General features: G+C 43.1%; 21 protein-coding genes. 5 read left to right on the forward strand and 16 right to left on the reverse strand.

The annotated features are described in order from the left end of the window. The first annotated feature begins 224 nt into the window (after positions 1 to 224). Entirely contained in the window at positions 225 to 1,793 is a 1,569-nt protein-coding gene (locus tag H6571_11320; protein MCB9324315.1) for a hypothetical protein, read from the forward strand. Between the two features lie 228 nt (positions 1,794 to 2,021). Beyond that, positions 2,022 to 2,918 carry a diacylglycerol kinase family lipid kinase gene (locus H6571_11325; GenBank protein MCB9324316.1) on the forward strand — a complete coding sequence of 299 codons (897 nt, stop codon included), beginning with the start codon at positions 2,022 to 2,024 and terminating at the stop codon, positions 2,916 to 2,918. Between the two features lie 21 nt (positions 2,919 to 2,939). Here the strand turns inward: H6571_11325 and H6571_11330 are convergent, their stop codons facing one another. Genes H6571_11330 through H6571_11350 form a run of 5 tightly spaced genes read right to left on the reverse strand, consistent with a single transcriptional unit; the run spans position 2,940 to position 5,101 of the window. After that, positions 2,940 to 3,377, reverse strand: coding sequence for a VOC family protein (locus H6571_11330; GenBank protein ID MCB9324317.1), 438 nt, complete (start codon positions 3,375 to 3,377; stop codon positions 2,940 to 2,942). Then, positions 3,352 to 3,792, reverse strand: a complete 441-nt coding sequence (locus H6571_11335) for a VOC family protein (protein ID MCB9324318.1) — start codon at positions 3,790 to 3,792, stop codon at positions 3,352 to 3,354. Before H6571_11335 ends, H6571_11330 begins: the two co-directional genes overlap by 26 nt. A 6-nt stretch (positions 3,793 to 3,798) precedes the next feature. Next, positions 3,799 to 4,221: a VOC family protein gene (locus tag H6571_11340; GenBank protein ID MCB9324319.1), complete on the reverse strand. Its 423-nt coding sequence runs from the start codon at positions 4,219 to 4,221 to the stop codon at positions 3,799 to 3,801. 3 nt (positions 4,222 to 4,224) lie between these two features. Continuing rightward, entirely contained in the window at positions 4,225 to 4,668 is a 444-nt protein-coding gene (locus H6571_11345) for a VOC family protein (GenBank protein MCB9324320.1), read from the reverse strand. A 19-nt stretch (positions 4,669 to 4,687) separates the two neighbouring features. Continuing rightward, on the reverse strand, positions 4,688 to 5,101 hold the full coding sequence (locus tag H6571_11350; GenBank protein ID MCB9324321.1) for an SRPBCC domain-containing protein: 414 nt from the start codon (positions 5,099 to 5,101) through the stop codon (positions 4,688 to 4,690). Between the two features lie 138 nt (positions 5,102 to 5,239). On the opposite strand from H6571_11350, the gene H6571_11355 reads away from it, so the two are divergent. Beyond that, the gene (locus tag H6571_11355) at positions 5,240 to 6,217 is read left to right on the forward strand and encodes a helix-turn-helix domain-containing protein (GenBank protein MCB9324322.1); all 978 of its coding nucleotides are present in this window, start codon (positions 5,240 to 5,242) and stop codon (positions 6,215 to 6,217) included. A gap of 20 nt (positions 6,218 to 6,237) precedes the next feature. Here the strand turns inward: H6571_11355 and H6571_11360 are convergent, their stop codons facing one another. The 8 genes from H6571_11360 to H6571_11395 all read right to left on the reverse strand — a co-directional run bounded on the left by H6571_11360 (position 6,238) and on the right by H6571_11395 (position 14,194). Then, on the reverse strand, positions 6,238 to 6,510 hold the full coding sequence (locus H6571_11360) for a hypothetical protein (protein ID MCB9324323.1): 273 nt from the start codon (positions 6,508 to 6,510) through the stop codon (positions 6,238 to 6,240). 97 nt (positions 6,511 to 6,607) lie between these two features. Next, entirely contained in the window at positions 6,608 to 8,206 is a 1,599-nt protein-coding gene (locus H6571_11365) for a M1 family metallopeptidase (GenBank protein ID MCB9324324.1), read from the reverse strand. 69 nt (positions 8,207 to 8,275) lie between these two features. Next, positions 8,276 to 9,358, reverse strand: coding sequence for a TonB family protein (locus H6571_11370; protein ID MCB9324325.1), 1,083 nt, complete (start codon positions 9,356 to 9,358; stop codon positions 8,276 to 8,278). Between the two features lie 78 nt (positions 9,359 to 9,436). Next, entirely contained in the window at positions 9,437 to 10,738 is a 1,302-nt protein-coding gene (locus H6571_11375; protein ID MCB9324326.1) for a T9SS type A sorting domain-containing protein, read from the reverse strand. A 499-nt stretch (positions 10,739 to 11,237) separates the two neighbouring features. Next, positions 11,238 to 12,392 carry a 3-hydroxybutyryl-CoA dehydrogenase gene (locus H6571_11380; GenBank protein MCB9324327.1) on the reverse strand — a complete coding sequence of 385 codons (1,155 nt, stop codon included), beginning with the start codon at positions 12,390 to 12,392 and terminating at the stop codon, positions 11,238 to 11,240. A 4-nt stretch (positions 12,393 to 12,396) separates the two neighbouring features. After that, on the reverse strand, positions 12,397 to 13,107 hold the full coding sequence (locus H6571_11385) for a DUF4197 domain-containing protein (GenBank protein MCB9324328.1): 711 nt from the start codon (positions 13,105 to 13,107) through the stop codon (positions 12,397 to 12,399). An 85-nt stretch (positions 13,108 to 13,192) separates the two neighbouring features. Then, on the reverse strand, positions 13,193 to 13,597 hold the full coding sequence (gene folB, locus H6571_11390) for a dihydroneopterin aldolase (GenBank protein ID MCB9324329.1): 405 nt from the start codon (positions 13,595 to 13,597) through the stop codon (positions 13,193 to 13,195). Positions 13,598 to 13,609: 12 nt separating this feature from the next. Then, positions 13,610 to 14,194, reverse strand: a complete 585-nt coding sequence (locus tag H6571_11395; GenBank protein MCB9324330.1) for a hypothetical protein — start codon at positions 14,192 to 14,194, stop codon at positions 13,610 to 13,612. Between the two features lie 125 nt (positions 14,195 to 14,319). Between H6571_11395 and H6571_11400 the strand changes: the two genes are divergently transcribed. Further along, entirely contained in the window at positions 14,320 to 15,537 is a 1,218-nt protein-coding gene (locus tag H6571_11400; protein ID MCB9324331.1) for an acyl-CoA dehydrogenase family protein, read from the forward strand. A 366-nt stretch (positions 15,538 to 15,903) separates the two neighbouring features. Next, a complete protein-coding gene (locus H6571_11405) occupies positions 15,904 to 17,019 on the forward strand; it encodes an OmpA family protein (GenBank protein MCB9324332.1) in 1,116 nt (371 codons plus the stop codon). Here the strand turns inward: H6571_11405 and H6571_11410 are convergent. From H6571_11410 to rsfS, 3 genes are all read right to left on the reverse strand, one after another. Further along, positions 17,009 to 18,259, reverse strand: coding sequence for a 3-phosphoshikimate 1-carboxyvinyltransferase (locus tag H6571_11410; GenBank protein ID MCB9324333.1), 1,251 nt, complete (start codon positions 18,257 to 18,259; stop codon positions 17,009 to 17,011). The two genes, H6571_11405 and H6571_11410, sit on opposite strands and share 11 nt — an antisense overlap. A 128-nt stretch (positions 18,260 to 18,387) precedes the next feature. Next, a complete protein-coding gene (locus H6571_11415; GenBank protein MCB9324334.1) occupies positions 18,388 to 20,388 on the reverse strand; it encodes an ATP-dependent metallopeptidase FtsH/Yme1/Tma family protein in 2,001 nt (666 codons plus the stop codon). Between the two features lie 152 nt (positions 20,389 to 20,540). Then, on the reverse strand, positions 20,541 to 20,927 hold the full coding sequence (rsfS, locus tag H6571_11420; GenBank protein MCB9324335.1) for a ribosome silencing factor: 387 nt from the start codon (positions 20,925 to 20,927) through the stop codon (positions 20,541 to 20,543). Between the last annotated feature and the right edge of the window lie 27 nt (positions 20,928 to 20,954).

Raw genomic sequence — 20,954 nt, forward strand, 5'->3', positions numbered from 1 at the left:
ATATATATTTTGGTTAACTTTCCTTCAATATTTTCACTACTCTGTTGAAATTTATTTAAATAAACCTCACCTTTGCTGTTATTTCCTCTAATTTTAAGTTCATTTTGCTTTTCGAATGTAAAAATAGACTCATTTGGGGAGTCCGCCACAGTAAATTTACTGTGACTATAAGAAATCGAAGGAGCAGTAGTGTTACATAATTTACTGATAATAAACAGATTAACTTGATTGAAAATCCTATATCCACCCATCATTCCGATACCTTATTTAGTCTTATAAAAGCCCTGACAAAAGCGGAAAAACGCAATTTCAAGCTTTATGCCAACCGTACCCAGAGCAGTTCGGGTTTAAAGTTCATTCAGTTATTTGATATTCTCGACAAACAAAAAGAACCCAATGACGAGCAGGTGCTCAAAAAAATATCCGGGCTCAATAAAAATCAGCTCGCCAATATGAAACAGCACCTTTACCGGCAAATCCTCAAAAGTCTCAGGCTCATCCACCTTCAAAAAAGCGCGGAAATTGACATCAGGGAGCAGATCGATTACGCTCACATCCTTTATGGAAAAGGCTTGTATATGCAAAGCCTCAAACTGCTTGAAAAATACAGGCTCGTGGCGCGGGAGAATCATTTTAATATACTTCATCTCGAGATCCTGGAATTCCAAAAGCTGATCGAAGAGCGCCACATTACACGAAGTCGGATCGTAAAAAACAGGATAGAAAAACTGCTCAGGCAATCAGAAGCCCAAAGTGAGATCATCAACAATCGTTGTAAACTCGCCAACCTGAAGATCGAAATCCATGGCTTTTATATCAAATACGGACATGTTCAAAATGAAAAAGATATAGACATCGTCCGCCGGCTTTTTCAAACCGGGTTGAAAAACATCAAACTCGAAAGCCTGAGTTTTTACGAAAAGATCTATTTACACCAGGCTTATGTGTGGTATTATTATATCCTGCTCGATTTTGAAAATTGTTACAGCCATGCTTTGAAGTGGGTCAAGCTGATCGAGGAAAATGCGCACCTGCTGGATGAAGACCCCGATCTTTACATGAGAGGACTACACTACGTGCTAACCTCCTCTTACAATATCAAGGCCTTTGATCAATTTCACCATTACCTCGATCATTTTATAAAATTCGAAAAAGAAAAAAGGGCCACTTTTAACGACAATTCCACTGTGCTGGCCTTTTTGTATATCCAGACCTCCAGCATCAACAAACATTCCCTGATGGGAACCTTCGCTGAGGGCGTCAAAATAATACCAGGGCTGCTGGAGCAACTTAATCTCTATGGCAACAAAATGGATATTCACCGGGTGCTGGTGTTTTATTATAAAATTGCCTACCTGTATGTTGGCAATGAAAATTATGATAAAGCCCTCGATTATCTGAATGCAATCATTGACCTTAAGGCAGGTAACCTTAGGGAGGATATTCAGAATTATGCCCACCTGCTTAGTATTCTGGCTCATTTTGAACTGGGCAACTACCAGCTTCTGGAATATATGGTGGGAAAGATCAGACGCCAGCTTTCCAAGACCAAAGAACTCAATGCCGTACAACGAAAAACCTTCCGGTTCTTTAACAACATCATCCGGAAGCCAAAGTCCGACCATATGGAGCAGTTCATCAAATTCAGGGAAGAAATCAAAAAAATCGAGCACGACAGGCTTGCCATCCGGGATTTTATCTACCTGGATGTTCCCGCCTGGATCGATAGCAAGATTGAAAAGAAACCTATGTCGGTTATCATCCAGGAAAGGTTAAAAAGAGAAGGTCATTAAAAAAACACAAAAGGTCAGAGATTTCCTTGTTGAAGAAGGAAGCAGGTAAAACCAGCAGCTCCCTCAAATTGTTATCCCTCAGCAGCTGTACGTTGCTTTTTCCTTAAAGTCAGATTCCGGCCTATCAAACCCTCGCTTAAATTCGGGACGATATGCCGCGGGACAATAAGATGGAAAAGACACCGGTAATTTGGGTACATTTGCTGCTTAATTTTAGATGATATCATATTGAACAAAAAAAAGATCCTTTTTCTAATCAATCCGATTGCGGGGACCAGGAACAATACAGATTACCATCAGTATATCGACAGGTATATTGATAAATCCTTGTTTGATTACGTCATCAAACATTCCCAAAAACAGCATCATGCCACGCGGCTCATTAAAGAAGATTCGGAAAATTATGACATTATTGTTGCGGTAGGAGGCGACGGTACGATCAATGAAGTCATCAACGGATTTGCGGGAACCAATGCTGTCCTGGGAATCATTCCCGCCGGGTCGGGAAACGGGCTCGCTTACACCATGGGGATTCCTTTTGATATCAAAAAAGCCCTTGAACTCATCAACCAGTACGAACAAAACATACAGACCATTGATGTGCTGAAAGCCAATGACAGGATAGCCGTAAACCAGATCGGGTTCGGTTTTGACGCACATATTGCCTACCTCTTTTCCAGTACTCAAAAGCGTGGACTCCTTAAATATGCCTACCTTTCCCTTAGGGAATATTTCCGCTATAAAAACAAGCCGTTTTCCTTCCATGCAAACGGAAAGACCTTTACAAAGCATACCTTCGTCACCAACTTTTCCAACAATACCCAATTTGGCAATAAAGCATACATTGCTCCCCTGGCCAGGCTCAAAGACGGGCACATAGAGATAAGCCTGCTGGAGCATTTTCCAAAATTGTTGCTCCCCGTGATTTTATTCAGGCTCTTTAGGAAAACATTGCATAAATCCCAGTATTATACTTCTTTCAAAGCCCGGGAAGCAACCATTCCTCACCAGGTAAATGTCATCCTGAATATCGATGGAGAACCTATGGAGGTCATTCGTGATCTCCACATTACGGTAATTCCCGGGGGATTGAAAGTTATCGCGAAAGGCGAAGGAATTGCCTAACGCCCCTTCCTCTTTTTTCCCTTATATTTTTCCATTATATTTTGGATCAAAATCCACCATCCATTCAATACCAAATTTATCTCTAAACATCCCAAAATAGGAACCCCAGGGACTGTCGCTAATAGGCACTTCAATCGTTCCTCCTGCTGAAAGCCCGTTAAATAACTTGTCTGCCTCTTCCCGACTTTCTGCGCTAATAGATATTTTAGATCGGTTTTCATTTTCATTTACAGGACCCATGCTTTCGGGGACGTCATTGCCCATCAGAATATTTATGCCAATAGGCAAAGCAATGTGCATGATCTTATTGGCATCATTTTCTGCTACCGGAAATTCGGGGCTTTCCAAATCTTTCAGACGCATAACCATTGCGAACTCTCCGCCAAATACTGATTTGTAAAAATTGAATGCTTCTTCGGCATTGCCGTTGAAGTTAATGTGAGGATTGATGAGTGCCATTATTATTATTTTTATTGTAATTTAAAATCCAATGATTTCCATATTTGTCTGTAAGGTCACCAAATAGTGCTCCCCAAAAAGTATCTTCAAGTGGATGATCAGCTTTACCTTCTGCTGAAAGTTTTGTGTAAACCATTTTTATTTCTTCCTCGCTGCTACAATCCAGGGAAAGAGAAACTGCATTTCCTTTCACAAGTCCGGTTTGAGGAACCATGTCTGAGCCTTGTAATAACAAAGTTTCTCTCGTAAGCGTAGCATGCAATATGAAATCTTTCATTTGTTTTGGTATTTTCTTAGAAAGTGGTGACTCACCAACTGTTTGAAAAGTGAGTTCGCCCCCCAAACAGTAATGATAAAAAGTCATTGCCTCCCGGCAATTACCATTAAACGTGAGGTATGAATGAATATGTGCCATTTTCATTTAAGCGTTTATCAGCTTTTCAATATCAAATTTTTTCATTTGCATAAATGCATTAACCACTCTTTCCCTTTTCTCCGGATCAGCCATTAATTTGCCTAATATTTTAGGGACAACCTGCCAGGAAACGCCAAATTTATCATCGAGCCAACCGCATTGGTTATAGATTCCATCTTTCCCCAATTTGTCCCAGTAATGGTCAATCTCTTCCTGTGTTTCACATTCAATTACATACGAATTTGCAGGGGAAAATTTATACAATGGCCCGCCATTTAAGCCCATAAATAGTTGTCCATTCAATTCCCATTTTACAACCATTGGGTTTTCTTCGGTAATTTTTGAATGGCTAAAAATGGAACAATAAAATTCTGCGGCTGCTTTGGCTTGTCCATCAAACCATAAACAAGGATATATTTGATTGTTCATAGTTTACGAATTGTATTGATTGTTCATTACATTAAACATCCAACGGATGCCAAATTGATCCAGGCAACAGCCCCAGTATCCCCAAAACTCCTCTCTCATATCTGCTTTTTCACTTCCTCCAGCGGATAAAGCAGCGTACAATTTATCGGCTTCTTCTTTAGAGTCCAACTGCAAGCTAATGGTGGTATTATTTCCAATAACCAATTTTTGTCCCATTGATTCCAACATATCGGTACCCATTAATTCGGTGCCGCCAATAATGGGTAAGGCAACATGCATCACGCAATTCTTATCAGATTCTGATAATTTAGGTCCATTTGGGTCAGGGGGTAAATTCCCTATTCGCATGATGGGTGCAGAGAACGCTGTCCCAAAAACTGATTTGTAAAAATTAAAGGCTTCTTCTGTGTTGCCCTGGAAATTTAAATAAATTGCTACTTTACTCATATAAATTATGCTTAGTCGGTTAATTATTTTCAGTGTAGTTTTTGAAATTATTCAAAATGGCCTGCCACCCCCCTTTTTGCATTTCGATGGGATTTTCATCCTCCGGGTCAAAGGTCACTACAACCTCTGTTTGCTTACCCAAATCAGTAAATTGAACGGTTGCCGTTCTTCCTCCAAATTCATACGTAAAGTTTTTGCCTTCCACGATATTTGAATAAATCGCTTCAAAGTCAAAACCAAAACTGCCATCTTTGGCTTCCATTCTTGCTTTGTAGGTGCCTCCTATTCGCATGTCGTTTTCAGCACTGGGGCAATGCCAGCTTGGGTCTGCAAAATTCCAATGGATAATGTGCTTTGGATTAGTGTAATAATCCCACACTTTTTTTGAATCAGCGTTGATGGTTGCTTGAACTGTAATTTTTGAATGGCTCATTTCATTATTTTTTAAAATGCTAATTGATGGTACAAAGATGCAACGACTTTTTAATACATTAAATGTGTAAAAATGACAACAAAAGGGTGTTTTGCGACAAAATAGTTTTTACCTTTCTGTAAATAAAATAATAATGCCTTGATGAATATAAGCATTCTTGTTCCTGAAAACGCCGTAATGCAAGCCATTGCTGACCCACAGTATTTATTTTCTGCCGTAAATCAATTTATGGCAGTAGCGGGTAAAAAGCCATTGTTCAATGTGCAATTAGTGGGGTTGAAAAAACAAGTAAAAATTAATGATGGCTTGTTTTCTATAAATACTTCTCAACTTTTAAAAGAGGTAAAGAAAACAGATCTAGTCATCATTCCTGCTTTGTTTGGCGATATGAAAACAGCCATTGCTTCTAACAAAAAAGCATTGCCCTGGATAAACGAGCAATACCGCAATGGGGCAGAAGTGGCTTCTTTGTGTGTCGGAGCATTTCTATTGGCTTCAACTGGTTTGCTCAATGGGAAAAAATGTTCAACTCATTGGGGATTTCAAAATGAATTTAGGGAAATGTTCCCGGAAGTTGAAGTAGTGGAAGGAAGTATAATTACCGAAGAGCATCGGATTTATTCAAGCGGTGGGGCAAATTCTTATTGGAACTTATTGTTACACCTGGTAGAAAAATATACCGATAGAGCAACTGCGATACTTGCATCAAAGTATTTTGCCATCGATATTGATAGAGAAAGCCAAACTACTTTTGCAATGTTCAAAGGGCAAAAAAACCATACAGACGATGCCGTTAGAAAAGCCCAGGATTTTATTGAAAAGCATTTTCAGGAAAAAATAAGTATTGATGATTTAACTGAATTGGTATCAATAGGCAGACGTAGTTTTGAAAGGAGATTTAAGTTAGCGACCAATAACACTGTTTTGGAATATATTCAGCGCATAAAAGTTGAGGCCGCCAAAAGAAGTTTTGAGAACAGCAGAAAAAATATGAACGAAGTAATGTTTGATGTAGGTTATACCGATACAAAAGCATTCCGTGCTGTTTTTAAAAAAATTACCGGGCTTACACCCATTGAGTATCGAAATAAGTATAATAAAATGGCGGTCTTGTAATACTCGCCAGGGATTCGTATTTAGTGGTGTTGAAGTTTTTCAAGAGGCGTTTCTTTGACCCATTGGAGTTGTCCATCCTTGTCAATGGTGTAATTGGCCCAGCCTTTGACGCCCTCTTTTTCAAAATACAACCGGATATGCTGTTCGAAAATTTTTCCATCCACAAAGATCAGCCCGTTTTCCTCGCAATATTTTTTTCCTGCCATAATATCCTGCCTCCTCTGAATGCCACTTCTGACCCATAATATGGCTACTATTAAAATGATCAGATAAAAAAGAGCATTGAGTCCCATTGAAAACGGCTTATTGGTTACAATTTGGTAGTCCCAAATATAACCAATAAGCCGTTGAAAAGCAATTTAATACATATATTCCGGCAATAGAAAAAGGCTAGTCTTCCTCAAAAAGTAATTTACACCCTGGATCAAGTCTTATGCCGGTCACCTTATTTCGGGCAGGTAATTCAAAACTTTCGGTGGCTGTATCTACCTGAAATGACGTTACGGTGGTCGTTCCATCTTCAAAGGTAATTTCCACCTCCAAAGGAAAAAAGAACGGAGCGCCTTCCTGGGTCTGAATAATTGCTATTTCAAGGGTGCCATTTTTTTGTTTCCAGCTGTCTTTCAAGACAGGATGCCCGGCCCGAAAAATCCACTGCCTGAAAAAGGCTTCAAGATCCTGCCCGCTCGCTTCTTCCATAGCGGCCTGAAAATCGGACGTCAGCGCATTGGAAAACTTATATTTATCATAATACATCCGGATCCCTTTCCAGAAAATTTCTTTCCCCAGTTTATGGCGCAACATATGCAGCACCCAGCCGCCTTTTTGGTAGGAATTCGGATTGAGCAGTTCGTTGTAATCTTCGATTTCAGTATTTACAATGGGAACGGGATTCTGCCTCGCATAACGGATCACCTGGTTCCTTTCGGATTGCATGCGTTCGGTAAAAACAGCGGCCCCCTCGAGATCCTCGAAATACAGGTCTGTAAGGTAGGTGGCAAAACCTTCACTCAGCCAAACGTGGTGCCAGCTCAGCTCAGAGGCAGAATTGCCAAACCACTGGTGCACGATTTCATGGGCAATAAGCGCCTCATGATCTTTTTTACCGGTCACAGAGCCTTCGTAATAAAAAATATTCCCGGCATTTTCCATGCCCCCGTAGCGGGTTTTCGACTGCACATTGGCCAGCTTTTCGTAGGGGTATGCCCCGATCTTTTCGGTGTAATAATCCAATACACGCACCGCCAGGCTGTAATCATCAAATCCGGCCTCCCGATCCTGGGGATAAATCCAGCTTGTCACGGGAGTATCATGGGAATACCCGGCCAGTTGAACGGCAAAACGCGCCACGCCAATCACCATGACTTTAGTCGGCAGGGGCACCGCTTCTTTCCAATGGGTCAGTTTTGTGCCGTCTTCCAGGTTGGTCTCTTCGAATTGTTCTCCATTGGCTACCACCTGGTAATGTTCCGGGGCGATGACGATGAATTCGACAGTAGCTTTATCAGAAGGATGATCCACTGTCGGCAACCAGTAATGGGCGCGGTCAGGCCAGTTGTCCCCAAAAAAAGTGCGGTCTCCGAATTTATTTTTAGCAATGATCAGCCCGTCCTGCGGTTCCCCTTCGTAGGCAATAGTATAATTTCTTGTGGATCCTTTGAGCGCCTGGTCCAATGGTTCAATGATCAGTTGATCGTCGGCCTGTCGAAAGGAAACGGCTTGACCATTTTCCAGGACTGTGGAAACTTCCATTCCGGCATTCGTGCTCGTTTTTGAGGCGAGGTCCAGGGCAAAAGCATCCGAATCTTTCAGAAAATGGATGGTTACATTGGCCTTTCCTTTTATGATATCATTCTCATCAGAAAGTTCGAGTTGAAAAATGTAATGGAGTACGTCGATTTGTTCAAAACGAGGAAGGTGGTTTTGGGCCAGCACAACGCCAATAGACAGGAAAAGGCAAAAGAAACCCGATATGATTTTTTTAGGCATCATCTTGATTTATTTTTTTTCAAATCTCTACGAAATCGAAAGCCCATACGGGAGGGCTACCCCAAAAAATTACCTGCAGATCATTGGCAATACGGAATCGAACCAGTCAACCAAAGAGATCTCTTTGGCTTTACTTAGATCGGCACAGGCTTCTGAAAAACGTTTGAGTTCCATTAGTGCCTGCCCACGAGCGATCAGCATGGCACCGTCATTGGGGAACATTTCGAGCGCCTTGTTCATCATTTTCAGTCCTTGTTCCACATCATCTCCATCGATGAGAAAATTCCCGTCGTTGACGAGTTTGACCGCATCGTTATATTGCTCGATCCTTTCGAGGCAATGCCCTGCTGTAGGGGTAAAGCCCAGCGTCATATCAAATGCGGCAGGTACTTTTCTTCCTTTGTGCTCGGCAAGGTCCCAGTGTCCGATGGTGGAGGTAGTCGCATTGATGGCTTCGTACCAAAAGGCATCTCCGAGGCCATTATAATCAGTCATTTCGAGCACCCGGACATCGCCGTTTGAACGAACTAGTACCTCCACATCGATATTACCGATAAGACAGCTATCATTGCCGATTTCGGGGTAATTTAGTTTTTCTGCCAAAAAAGATTGCAGTGAATCCTGTCCGCCAACAAACTGCAATGGTTTGTCAAATACCTGCCAGATGGAATCGCCCTGTACGATTTCAAACTCAGGAGGAGTCTGCAGTTTAAACCGGACGGGAAGCACATAATGTGCCCGAACGGCCTGTCCGTTATGTTGTCCAGGTACCCAGACCACCCCTATACCATTCATCGCATTGATGACACGAAGGGCTTCGGCTCCACATCCGCCGCCGATTTCTTTAAGGACCTCGCTTTGCGTAATACTTCCGTCCTTTTCCACGACAAACCTCACTACGATAGTTCCTTCAATATTTTCCCTCCTGGCTTCATAAGGATAATTAATATTTTGATAGAGGAAGGCCAGTAATTGTTGTTCGGCACACTTTTGTTTGACCGCGAGGGTGGTATCCAGCCCCTCGCAGGCGGGAAAACGCGGCGCTACCTCAACCACTTCGTAAATGGTCGTATCTGCTTCCATAATTTTTTCCTCCTGGGCAAAGACGGTGGTTCCAATGATCAATGCTAACCCTAAAAAACAATATTTCATCAGCTTAAAAATTTAAATTCTTTTTACATAAAAATACGCTGCAATTTCAACGGCCCGCCTGGTTTGTACGCCCTGGATCTAGCGGGTTATCACAAATTTCTCAACGGCTGCAACTTTTCCCTTTTCTATTACAGAAAGTATATATTCTCCGTTGGGCAAGGTACTGATATTAATAATATTTATGCTTTCTTTTGCTTCAAAAACGATTTCACCCTGCAAATCGCTTATTTGCACCCCGAAATTTCCTCGCTTTTCAAGTCTGATTTCCTGGTCAGCTGGATTGGGGTGAATACCAACCCGGGGCAGTTTCAGGGGCTTCATGGCATCGATATTATTTATATTGATTCGCAAAGTACGATCCGTAACTTTCTGATTCTCCCGCATTCCTCCGGCAATAATAAATTGATCAGGAGCTATTTTAGCTACCCCCCGGAGGTCCATTACCGGCACAAAATACTGGGTCAAAGGAGCCAGGATTCCGGTTAAAGGGTCATAAATCGTTATCCTTTCATTTGATGGAACTCCCCCCGATCCGTTATAGGCAATGCCGTTGAAATTGTAGGTCACATCTGAGCCCCCGAACCACAGCGCCTTTCCGTCATATTGAGCTGACGCCATCCGGTAACCTGTTCCGAAGATATGCTCACTGCCTTCCCAGGTAATTTCCGTGGGATTGTCGGGATGAATGAAACCCTTCCTGAAAAATGAGGTAGCCGGGAAATTGCCGATGGATTTTGCTCCTCCCGCATAATAAATGGTATCTCCGATAATGGTACCGGAACCGCCGAATACTTTCCAGTTTGAATTGTCAAAAACTGGCGTTCCCTGCGTCCAGGAATCTGTAGCCGGGTTGTAGATTTGTACATCGGCCACATTCGAGGTATTGCTCCAGCCCGTTATCACATAAATCAGGCTGTCGCGCCAAACGGCCTGCACCTGGTCATCTATTGGTTTAGGAACAGGAGCCCCATCCGGCAGGTAGGTATTCGCTTCAGGATCATAAATATGGACTTTATCAGAGGATACTTCGCTGTAATTGCTCGCCACATGGTATCCCCCGATGATGTAGATTTTATTTTTGACGGTACTTGCCGCGGAAGCGATCTTCCCTCCATTAGGATCGGGTAAAGGGTCAATAGCTTGCCATTCATCAGCAGTTACATCATAGCGGAAAGATCTTAGGTGAATGCCAAACCAGTCTTTTGTGGTATCGATGCCGGCAAATGAAAAAACAAAAGGCATCCCGTTGACGGTAGCCTGTGTAACGGCATTATTGCTGACAGCCTCGGGCATGGGCTCCAGTTCTTCCCAGGACACCTGCTGTGCACAGGAGGGAAAACAACCTAGAATGACCAAAAATTGAAGTATGAAAAATCGCATTATTTTTTTTGTTTTATCGGGATGGGTTGCCGGGTGCTCCTTGCTTAAAAGGACTGTTGAAAGTTCCATGTTCAAAGTCTGCCTGACAACATCAGGAGGCAGGTTCAAACCTGTCTTCCGTTGCGCAGCAGGTAGATGGAGCATCTCGACATCCTCGATAAAATTATCGGGATTGTTGTTGATTATCAAAAATTTAAAGACTCCCAGACACAGTTAATTGAACACTCCTTGCTGAAAATCCTCAATCTTTTTCAATCTATCTCTATCTTTTTCAATCTATCTCAATCTTTTTCAATCTATCTCTATCTTTTTCAATCTGTCTCTATCTTTTTCAATCTATCTCTATCTTTTTCAATCTATCTCAATCTTTTTCAATCTATCTCTATCTTTTTCAATCTATCTCTATCTTTTTCAATCTATCTCAATCTTTTTCAATCTGTCTCAATCTTTTTCAATCTATCTCTATCTTTTTCAATCTGTCTCTATCTCCATCAATCAATTACCAAAACCTCCTGCCTTCCCGAGCCATTTTCCTTAACAACGGACTACAGCGATAACGATCTTCATGGTACTCATGGTACAGGTCATCCATCCTTTCGACGCAAGTTTGAATACCGATCTCATCGGCCCATTTAAGCAGGCCTTTGGGATAGTTCACGCCCTGGGTCATGGACAAGTCAATATCTTCGCGGGAGGCTATGTTCAGGTAAAGAGCATCAGCGGCTTCATTGATGAGCATAATCACTATCCTATCGACGATCTGCTGACCAAAAACTTCCTCCTTCATGGGTTCGGGCGGGATGGCCCCATCCCTGTAGTCGTAAAAACCTCTTGCTGATTTACGGCCGAGATAGCCGGCATCCACAAGACTCTTTTGGACAAAGGAAGGCTTGTATCGGGGGTCGTAATAAAATGCCTGAAAAACCGATGCGGTGACTTTATAATTCACATCATGGCCGATGTAATCCATCAAGGCAAAAGGTCCCATTCGGAACCCGCCCATAGAAGTCATGGCCCAGTCGATGGTTGCTATATCAGCAAACCCTTCTTCCAAAATCCTGATCGCTTCGCCGTAAAAAGGCCGGGCGATGCGGTTGACGATAAACCCCGGAGTATCTTTGGCCGTGACCGGCAATTTTCCCCAATCCTTTATCAGGTCATACACTTGCTGAACAACGGCCTGGTCGGTCTGGATCGCCGGTACAATTTCCACGAGTTTCATCAAGGGAGCCGGGTTAAAAAAATGGATGCCGATTACCCTGCCCGGCATTTCACATGCCGCGGCTATGGAAGCCACCGAAAGCGAAGAAGTGTTGGTGGCCAAAATACAATCGTCGGAAACAATATCCTCCATTTGGCCAAAAACGGCCTTTTTTACGCCAATGTCCTCCACAATAGCCTCAATCACCAGCCGGCAATTTTTTATATCATAGAGGCTATTGACAAAATGGACACGGCCCATGATGGTTTGCTGTTCCGTTTCATCCATCCTGCCTTTTTCCACGAGGCGTGAAAGGGTGGCGTTCAGTTTTTTTCCTGCACTTTTTAAAGCTTCCGGATTGTTATCGTACAGATTGACCACGTGGCCGGCGGTGGAGGCTACCTGGGCGATCCCCAACCCCATGGTTCCGCTACCGATTATGGCAACTTCTATCATATTATTTATCCTGTTTTGCAAATACTCTTTTCAACAAATCTGTTGTCCTTGCGGCAATGTTATTGCGGATATTTTTCTCTTCTTTTTCCACCATACTGAACAAACCGTTCAATGCCTGCTTGGTCACATAATCGTCCAGATCCGCATCTACCTTTTCGATGAATGGGATTTTGTTGTAAGCCGTAACGGCATCAGACCAGTATTTACGGGCGTTGAATTTATCCAGGGATTCTACAATCACGGGGTTGAATTCCCTGTAAAGTTTATTGGAGGTGGCTCCTTCGAGATAGCGGGTGGCCGAATCATCGGCTCCCATCAGTACATTCATCACATCGCTGAAGGTCATGTTTTTGATGGCATCCACAAAAATAGGCTTGGCTTTTTTGGCAGCATCTTCCGCCCCACGATTTATTTTTTCCAGGATAATATCTTCCACATCCGAAAATCCGGGAATGTTTTTGAGCTTATCCGTAACTTTCCGTGCTTCCGGAGGCAGCAGAATCTTATAACTGCTTTTAAAATATCCGTCTTGCTGGGAAAGGGTTGCGGCACCTTTGCTGATGCCAGAGTCGAGAGCCTCTTTGAGTCCTGAAGCGATCTGGCTTTCAGTGAGTTCACCACTGCTTTCAAGAATGGTTCCAAGGGCGCTTTGGAGCTCAGCGCAGGCATACAATTGAGTCACCAGTATTAAGGCAAAGATCTTTTTGATCATTATTTTTTTCTTTTTATTATGAAAAATGTTCATCACATTTCTTAGAACGAAGTCCAAAGCCGTTGGATAGTTATCAAAAAGTTAATTAATCCTCCGGCAGTAATTCAAGCAGGTCAAAAAGGCGATTAATTTCAAAGGTTCCTGTTCTGATCTCTACGCTGGCTTTTTCCACCCGACCGTCCAGGGGCGGATTCAATTTACTCAACTTGAGGCGCACTCCATTAATATTTTGAAAATGTTCTTCAATTCGATCAACGATTCGCATGGCTACCGTTTCAAGGAGTTTGGCAGGCTCCTTCATTTCAAGTTTACATAGATAAAATAAAGTTTCGTAATTGACGGACTTGAAAAGGTCATCTTCGATAGCGGCCTCATCAATTTCGGTATCGACAAATAAATGAATCAGGAATTCGTTACCCAGCACCTCTTCTTCTTCATAAAAGCCATGCCGGGCAAACAATTTTACCCCTTCCAGTGAAATGATCGCCATACTGTTGGATTATTATTTTTTAGCCCAGTTTTTTAATCTAACCGGCACCTCGGCATTACGTTCTGCGTAAATTTTATCTTCGTTTTTATCCACATTTTTTACGCCAACATAAAGAATATCCTTTTCGATATCTACCATCACCGCTACTTTGGGATCACCGTTCCCCGGGCCCGCCTGTGCAGAGGTAAAGATATATCCGCCTTCTGCTTCAATAAGTGTCTCCTGTTTCCAAAGTTTCTGGATAGAGCTAAACAAATTTCCTCCCAGCAATAATTTCATCCTGGTCCTCAACACCTCATTGCCCAGAAAATTGACAGTACTCGGATACTGGTCTGCATATTTAACGAGATAATTCAACGGAACGGTTTCTGGTTTATAAGGCTCTGCAGGGGTAGACTCTTCTGCCTCATTGGATATTCTTTCCGACCGCTCTTGAGCCAATTCCCTTTCATTCATATCATTTCCACTGGCCGACGTTTCTGTTGTTACACTTTCTTCAGTGGATGCTGTTTGGGGGCCCGCTTCGGTCCCTCCCTGATTACAGGCTGCCAAAAATAAAAACATCAAGGCCCATAAGGTAAATCGAATACTTTGCATATTTTTAAAATTTAAAATTTCAAATAATTCGCCACAAAGATATTAATTATCCTCCAGTCATTTATCTAATCTCCGAATTACGTACATTTGCACTTAATTTTCCTAACCAGTTCAAATGTAAAAAAATGAGCGAAAATAATGGCAACCCCCTGGTAATGAAAAAAACGAAAGAAGATCGTTTCCAAAGTCATGACTACTACAATATCGATGCATTATTGGCTGAAGACCATCTGCTTGCCCGCGAAGCGGTACGGGATTGGGTGAAGCAGGAAGTATCTCCCATCATCGAAGAACATTTTGAAAAAGCGATATGCCCTCACCACCTTTTTAGAGGATTGGGGGAAATCGGCGCATTCGGCCCCAGTATTCCGGTGGAATATGGCGGCGGCGGAATGGATGAAATGGCTTATGGGATCATCATGCAGGAGCTTGAGCGCGGAGATTCCGGTATTCGCTCCATGGCATCGGTACAAAGCTCTCTGGTGATGTACCCGATTTACCGTTATGCTACCGAAGAACAAAAGAGAAAATATCTTCCCAAACTGGCGACCGGTGAGATGATTGGCTGTTTCGGGCTGACAGAGCCGGATCATGGTTCCAACCCCGGCGGGATGGTCACCAACATAAAAGAAGATGGTGATGCCTACATTCTCAATGGGGCAAAAATGTGGATCACCAATTCACCTGTGGCAGACATTGCCGTGGTTTGGGCCAAGGATGAGGAAGGAAAAATTCGTGGAATGGTCGTGGAAAAAGGAACAAAAGGATTTACCGCCCCTGAAATTCACGGCAAATTATCACTACGTGCCTCCATTACCGGCGAACTCGTTTTTGAGGACGTTCGGGTGCCAAAAGCCAATGTATTCCCTGACATTAAAGGATTAAAAGGACCTTTGTCCTGTTTGTCCAAAGCTCGTTACGGAATCGCATGGGGCGCCGTCGGTGCAGCATTGGATTGTTACGATTCTGCACTCCGTTATTCCCAGGAACGCATCCAGTTTGGCAAACCTATTGGTCAGTTTCAGCTCACGCAAAAGAAACTGGCTGAAATGATCACCGAAATCACCAAGGCGCAACTAATGGTATGGCGACTGGGCACGCTGGCCAACAAGGGAGAAGCTACTCCAGCCCAGATTTCCATGGCCAAACGGAATAATGTAGATATGGCACTCACCATTGCTCGTGAGGCGCGACAAATCCATGGTGGTATGGGAATCACCAATGAATACCCGATCATGAGACATATGATGAACCTGGAATCCGTGATCACCTACGAAGGGACACATGATGTGCACTTACTCATTACCGGACATGATGTTACCGGGTTGAATGCCTTCAGTTAATTCGAGTCCGGGTCCATTCATAAAAAACAGCTCCTGTCATCACCGTACTGACTTCCTGTCTTTCCGGTGATGGCAGACAGCGACATACAACTTTTTGTACGTTAATAAGTCGTTAAATATTAGTCGATTATATTCAAAATTGATAATTTTATACTTTATACAAAACAATGTCCCCGGTTAAAAACGTTTATAGACGATAGAGGTAACAAAGAAAAAAATAACCTTTGTAGCCCTTAATGCAAAATGCTTTTTTCATTCATAATGAATAGAAACAACCATCCATTTATTGGATGAAATAAAGTATAAGCCTGTATAAAAATAAATACTATGAAGAGGAGTTTCCTGGCTGTTACTGTTTTAGCCCTTATGTTTACCACCCAACTTTACGGGCAAACAGATACGATCTATTTAACCAACCCATCGTTTGAGGATTTTCCCCAGCCGAGTCATCCTCCACGTGGATGGACAGATTGCGGATGGCCCTTAGAATCCCCGCCGGATACACATCCTGCCGGAAATTTCGAAGTGGTAAAACCTGCTTACGACGGCGCCACCTATCTAGGCATGGTAGTAAGGGATAACGAAACATGGGAATCCGTCAGCCAACGTTTAAGTCAGCCCATGAAAGCCGGTAACTGTTATTCATTCACCATTATGCTGGCTCGCTCCGAGTTATATGTAAGTGTTAGCCAGGCCAGAGGGGAAGATGCTAATTATACAACGCCTGTCAAATTAAAAATATACGGGGGCTTAAATGCCTGTGGCAGAAATGAGATATTGGGGGAAACAAAGGAAATAGTGAACCATCGTTGGGTAGAATACAAATTCAAATTTGAGCCCAGCGAAGATTTTTCATACATCACCTTGGAAGCCTTTTATAAAACCCCCACCTTGTTTCCCTACAATGGTAATGTGCTGCTGGACAAAGCTTCTGCTATAGTACCCGTTCCATGTGAGGAATTGGTAGCCACCAATGAAGATATTCCTGAACCTGATCCTAAACCAGCCCCAAAAAAACCTCAGCCTCCAAAGCCGGATCCTAAAAAAAATGACCCCGTTCCCCCGAAATCTACTCCCGAACCTAAAAAAGATGTCACCCTGGCAGGGGTGGAAAGAGCTGAGCTGAAAGAAGGCCAGGTCATTCAACTCAAAAATGTTTACTTCAAGGCCGACAGTAGCAGCATTACCGCGGAATCTTATGAGGCGCTGAATAACATCTATGATTTTCTAAGTACCAATAAAGATGTTGCCATTGAAATAGGCGGACATACCAATTCCAAGCCAAGTCACGATTTTGCCGATAATCTTTCGAACGAGCGGGCAAAATCCGTTATGACTTATCTCGTCAATAAAGGGATTGACCCCAAGCGCATCAAATACAAAGGCTACGGCAAACGCAACCCGATTTCGACCAACAGTACTCCCGAAGGAAGGAAATTAAATCAAAGAGTGGAAATAAAAATTCTTAATTTTAATGGTTGAGGTGCTCGATTTCAAAACCCAGTTTTTTAAGGTCATTCCAAAAATCAGGGTATGATTTTACCACCACCATTGGCTCTTCGATGAGGATTTTCCCCATCATGGCAAGTGGTGCAAAAGCCATGGCCATCCTGTGGTCTTCATAAGTGGAAAAAACAGGAGGTACGTCCCATTCAGCCCTGCCTTCCAGCAGGTAGTATTCTTTCGTATCTTTGGTAATTTGAGGCGGTAACAGGTTGAACCATGTTTTCACCTTGCCTAATTCTTGCTGAAGGGCCTTGATCCTATCCGTTTCTTTGATTTTGAGCGTCTTTAACCCTGAAAACAACCCGTGTATTCCGGCGCCGGCACAGACCACCGCCAGCGTTTGGGCCAAATCCGGGCATTCGATGAAATCCCATTCAAAAACATCCTCCGGAGGGGCATTTCTGGAAAGCCGGATGCCCTGTGCTGTATAAGTCGTTTGTATCCCAAACCCGTTCATCATTTCTGCCAGCACTGCATCACCCTGAACACTATGCTCAAATAATCCTTCCAGCTCCAGATCAACCTTTTCTGCAAAAACAGCCATTGCATAATAATAGGAAGCCGCAGACCAGTCGGCCTCGACCTTAAACGGCCTCGCCTTGTATTTTTGAGGGGCTATCCGGATGATATTTCCTTCCCAACTATGGGTGACCCCAAAGTATTCCATGGTTTTTAAGGTCATTTGAATATAGGGCAATGAAACGATCTCTCCATCAAGGGTCAGCGACAGGCCGCCAGGCAAGACCGGGGCGATCATCAAAAGGGCTGAAATATACTGACTGCTGGTATTAGCCGGGATAGCCAGTTCGTTTTTTGTTCCTATCTTTTCAGGTGCGTGAATCTTCAATGGCGGGTACCCTTCTTTTTCAACATATTCAATGTTCGCTCCAAGTTGACGGAGTGCCTCGACGAGTACTTTTATGGGACGCTGTTTCATGCGGTCGCTTCCCGTGAGCAATTGAGTACCTTCTTTCAGGGACAAATATGCGGTAAGAAAACGGAAGGTGGTTCCGGCAGGACCTGCGTCCTTCAAATCCTCTTCTGAGGACAACAACTTTTCGAGGAGGTCCGTATCCCGGGCATTGGCCAGCTTAAATATTTCAAAATTTTCCTCACAAAGTGCCTGAATGATAAGTACCCTGTTGCTGATACTCTTGGAGCCGGCAAGTGAAATTTTTCCTGTAAGTTCTTTTTTCGGGAAACGGAGAGAAAGCATGGCTGGTTGACTGGTTGACTTGTTGCTGGTTGAAAAGGAAAGGCGGAATACTTGATACTAGTTGCCCGTTAATGGAGTGCGAAAACCAACAAACCATTAACGGGCAACCGGCCAAAAAACTATTTTACTTATGATTCGGAATCTTCTGTCTGGATACTGGAATCAACTTGAGGGACAACTTCTTTTTCCACCTCAGGAACAGGCTCTTCATCCGGGAAAGGACGGGGCCCAATGAGTTTCACCAGGTCAGATTTGATCAAAACTTCTTTTTCCAGCAGTGTTTGAGCGAGGATTTCCAATTCATCCCTGTATTTCCTCAACAGGCTTTTGGCCCTGTCGTATTGTTCGTCCAGCATTTTCCGTACTTCATCATCGATAAGCCTGCCTGTTTCGTCAGAGTAAGGTTTATTGAACTGGTCTCTCTGCATTCCGTAAAAAGAGATCTGGCCGACTTTTTCATTCATTCCATAAATGGTGATCATGCTGTAAGCCATGCTGGTGATCCGATCCAGGTCATTTTGTGCTCCGGTAGATATTTCTCCGAATACAATTTCTTCGGCTGCCCGTCCTCCGAAAGTCATACACATACGATCGAGCAACTGATCCGTAACGGTGATGTATTCATCTTTAGGCAAATACTGCGCATATCCAAGCGTACCAATGCCTCTGGGGACGATGGTGACTTTCACCAGAGGAGAAGCATGTTGGAGGAACCATCCGCAGATAGCATGTCCGGCTTCGTGATAAGCGATAATTTTTTTCTCCCGGGGCGAGATGAGTTTACTCCTCCGCTCCAGTCCACCGATCACTTTATCCAAAGCGTAGTTGAAATCTTCCATTTCAACAGACTTTTTATTTTTTCTGGCGGCAATAAGTGCTGCTTCGTTACAGACATTGGCAATTTCAGCTCCTGCAAATCCGGGGGTCATTTCAGCGAGAATGGCCGGATCGATCCCGTCGGACTTTTTGATGCTTTTAAGGTGAACCTTAAATATAGCTTCGCGCTCTTTGAGGTCGGGTCTTTCCAAACCGATCTGACGGTCGAAACGTCCGGGACGCAACAGGGCGCTGTCCAGTACATCCGGCCGGTTGGTTGCAGCCATCAGGATAACCCCTTTGTCTGTACTAAATCCATCCATTTCCACCAGCAACTGGTTGAGTGTATTCTCACGCTCATCATTCCCTCCCTGGAAATTTCCACGGCCACGGGCACGTCCTATAGCATCAATCTCATCGATAAAAACGATACAAGGTGCTTTTTCACGGGCTTGTTTGAACAGGTCACGCACTCTTGAAGCACCTACTCCAACAAACATTTCAACGAAATCAGAACCCGAAATAGAAAAGAAAGGAACTCCTGCCTCACCGGCAACGGCTTTTGCGAGGAGGGTTTTTCCTGTTCCCGGAGGGCCTACGAGCAGCACGCCTTTAGGTATTTTCCCTCCCAGGGCAGTATATTTTTTAGGGTTTTTTAGGAAATCCACTACTTCCATTACCTCTTCCTTAGCTTCTTCAAGGCCTGCCACGTCTTCAAAGGTGATGTCAACTTTTGCATTCTGGTCAAAAAGTTTGGCTTTGGATTTTCCGATATTGAATATCTGGGCACCGGCACCGCCTGCGCCACCGCCTACCCGACGGATGATGAACAGCCAGATAAGGATAAACAAACCAATAGGAATGATCCAACTCAGCAAAGTGCTGATCCAACTTGGCTGACTCTTAAAAGTAGGATAAATGCGCTCGTCCCTTGGGATATTTTGTTCATCCTGAGCTGCGGTCAAAAAGGTATTAAACGATTCTTTGTCCCCAATTTCAATCCAGTAATGAGGTCTTGGTCCGCCGAGTTTACTCTTGGCAGCATCCTGGTACTCGGGTTTGTCCAGACTTTCCTTGGTAAGGTAAATCTGGCCAATCTTATTTTCTGCGACAACTATTTTTTCAACAGCACGGTCAGCAATCATTTTGTCCAGACGATTAAACGAGATTTGCTCGTTGCTGCTCTCTGAAACACTGTAAAAATTTATGGCCAACAACACTAATGCAATGGCTCCGTAAATCCAATATGAGCTAAACTTAGGCATCATTGGAGGAGGTGTATTATTGTCGTTGTTGTTATTCTTATTCTCCATTTCTTTTTTTTCTGTTCATCCGGCCTTCCCGGCATAGGTAAAGAAGTCTGATCTTTTTATAATTTATCCTTTGATAACGCTTATGAGGGCTTTTCGTTGCCACTTTTCGTCAAAACTATTTAAATTAGGGATTAAACCAACTTTAAAATAGGCTAAAGGGTTTGATATTCCGTCACCCGGGCATCACTCCAAAGATTTTCCAACTGATAAAACCCACGTGTTTCTTTATAAAAGACATGAATGACCGTATGAAAATAATCCAGACACACCCACGAAGCATGTTGTACCCCTTCAATATGAGAGGGGAAGGTATCTGCTTCAATTTTGAGTCTTTTTTGAATATTATCCGCAATGGATTTGACCTGCGTATTAGAGGTTCCCTCGCAAATGATGAAGAAATCTGTAGGAGATTCGTGAAGTTTTCGCAAATCGAGTTTTACAATTTCCTCTCCTTTTATGTCCTGTATACTATCGATAATCAAATCGTGTAATTTATCCACAGTAACGGCTTGTTCTTTTAACTTTGTGCTTGAATTCAAATTCTTATTTTATAATTTTGTAGGCAA

Source organism: Lewinellaceae bacterium (assembly GCA_020636105.1).
Lineage (GTDB): Bacteria > Bacteroidota > Bacteroidia > Chitinophagales > Saprospiraceae > BCD1.

What these genes read in the sequence shown, in the direction of transcription:
- H6571_11330 (MCB9324317.1), bottom strand. Translation starts at nt 3,377, where the DNA reads ATGGCACTCATCAATCCTCACATTAACTTCAACGGCAATGCCGAAGAA.
- H6571_11335 (MCB9324318.1), bottom strand. Translation starts at nt 3,792, where the DNA reads ATGGCACATATTCATTCATACCTCACGTTTAATGGTAATTGCCGGGAG.
- H6571_11340 (MCB9324319.1), bottom strand. Translation starts at nt 4,221, where the DNA reads ATGAACAATCAAATATATCCTTGTTTATGGTTTGATGGACAAGCCAAA.
- H6571_11345 (MCB9324320.1), bottom strand. Translation starts at nt 4,668, where the DNA reads ATGAGTAAAGTAGCAATTTATTTAAATTTCCAGGGCAACACAGAAGAA.
- H6571_11350 (MCB9324321.1), bottom strand. Translation starts at nt 5,101, where the DNA reads ATGAGCCATTCAAAAATTACAGTTCAAGCAACCATCAACGCTGATTCA.
- H6571_11360 (MCB9324323.1), bottom strand. Translation starts at nt 6,510, where the DNA reads ATGGGACTCAATGCTCTTTTTTATCTGATCATTTTAATAGTAGCCATA.
- H6571_11365 (MCB9324324.1), bottom strand. Translation starts at nt 8,206, where the DNA reads ATGCCTAAAAAAATCATATCGGGTTTCTTTTGCCTTTTCCTGTCTATT.
- H6571_11370 (MCB9324325.1), bottom strand. Translation starts at nt 9,358, where the DNA reads ATGAAATATTGTTTTTTAGGGTTAGCATTGATCATTGGAACCACCGTC.
- H6571_11375 (MCB9324326.1), bottom strand. Translation starts at nt 10,738, where the DNA reads ATGCGATTTTTCATACTTCAATTTTTGGTCATTCTAGGTTGTTTTCCC.
- H6571_11385 (MCB9324328.1), bottom strand. Translation starts at nt 13,107, where the DNA reads ATGATCAAAAAGATCTTTGCCTTAATACTGGTGACTCAATTGTATGCC.
- folB (MCB9324329.1), bottom strand. Translation starts at nt 13,597, where the DNA reads ATGGCGATCATTTCACTGGAAGGGGTAAAATTGTTTGCCCGGCATGGC.
- H6571_11395 (MCB9324330.1), bottom strand. Translation starts at nt 14,194, where the DNA reads ATGCAAAGTATTCGATTTACCTTATGGGCCTTGATGTTTTTATTTTTG.
- H6571_11400 (MCB9324331.1), top strand. Translation starts at nt 14,320, where the DNA reads ATGAGCGAAAATAATGGCAACCCCCTGGTAATGAAAAAAACGAAAGAA.
- H6571_11405 (MCB9324332.1), top strand. Translation starts at nt 15,904, where the DNA reads ATGTTTACCACCCAACTTTACGGGCAAACAGATACGATCTATTTAACC.
- H6571_11410 (MCB9324333.1), bottom strand. Translation starts at nt 18,259, where the DNA reads ATGCTTTCTCTCCGTTTCCCGAAAAAAGAACTTACAGGAAAAATTTCA.
- H6571_11415 (MCB9324334.1), bottom strand. Translation starts at nt 20,388, where the DNA reads ATGGAGAATAAGAATAACAACAACGACAATAATACACCTCCTCCAATG.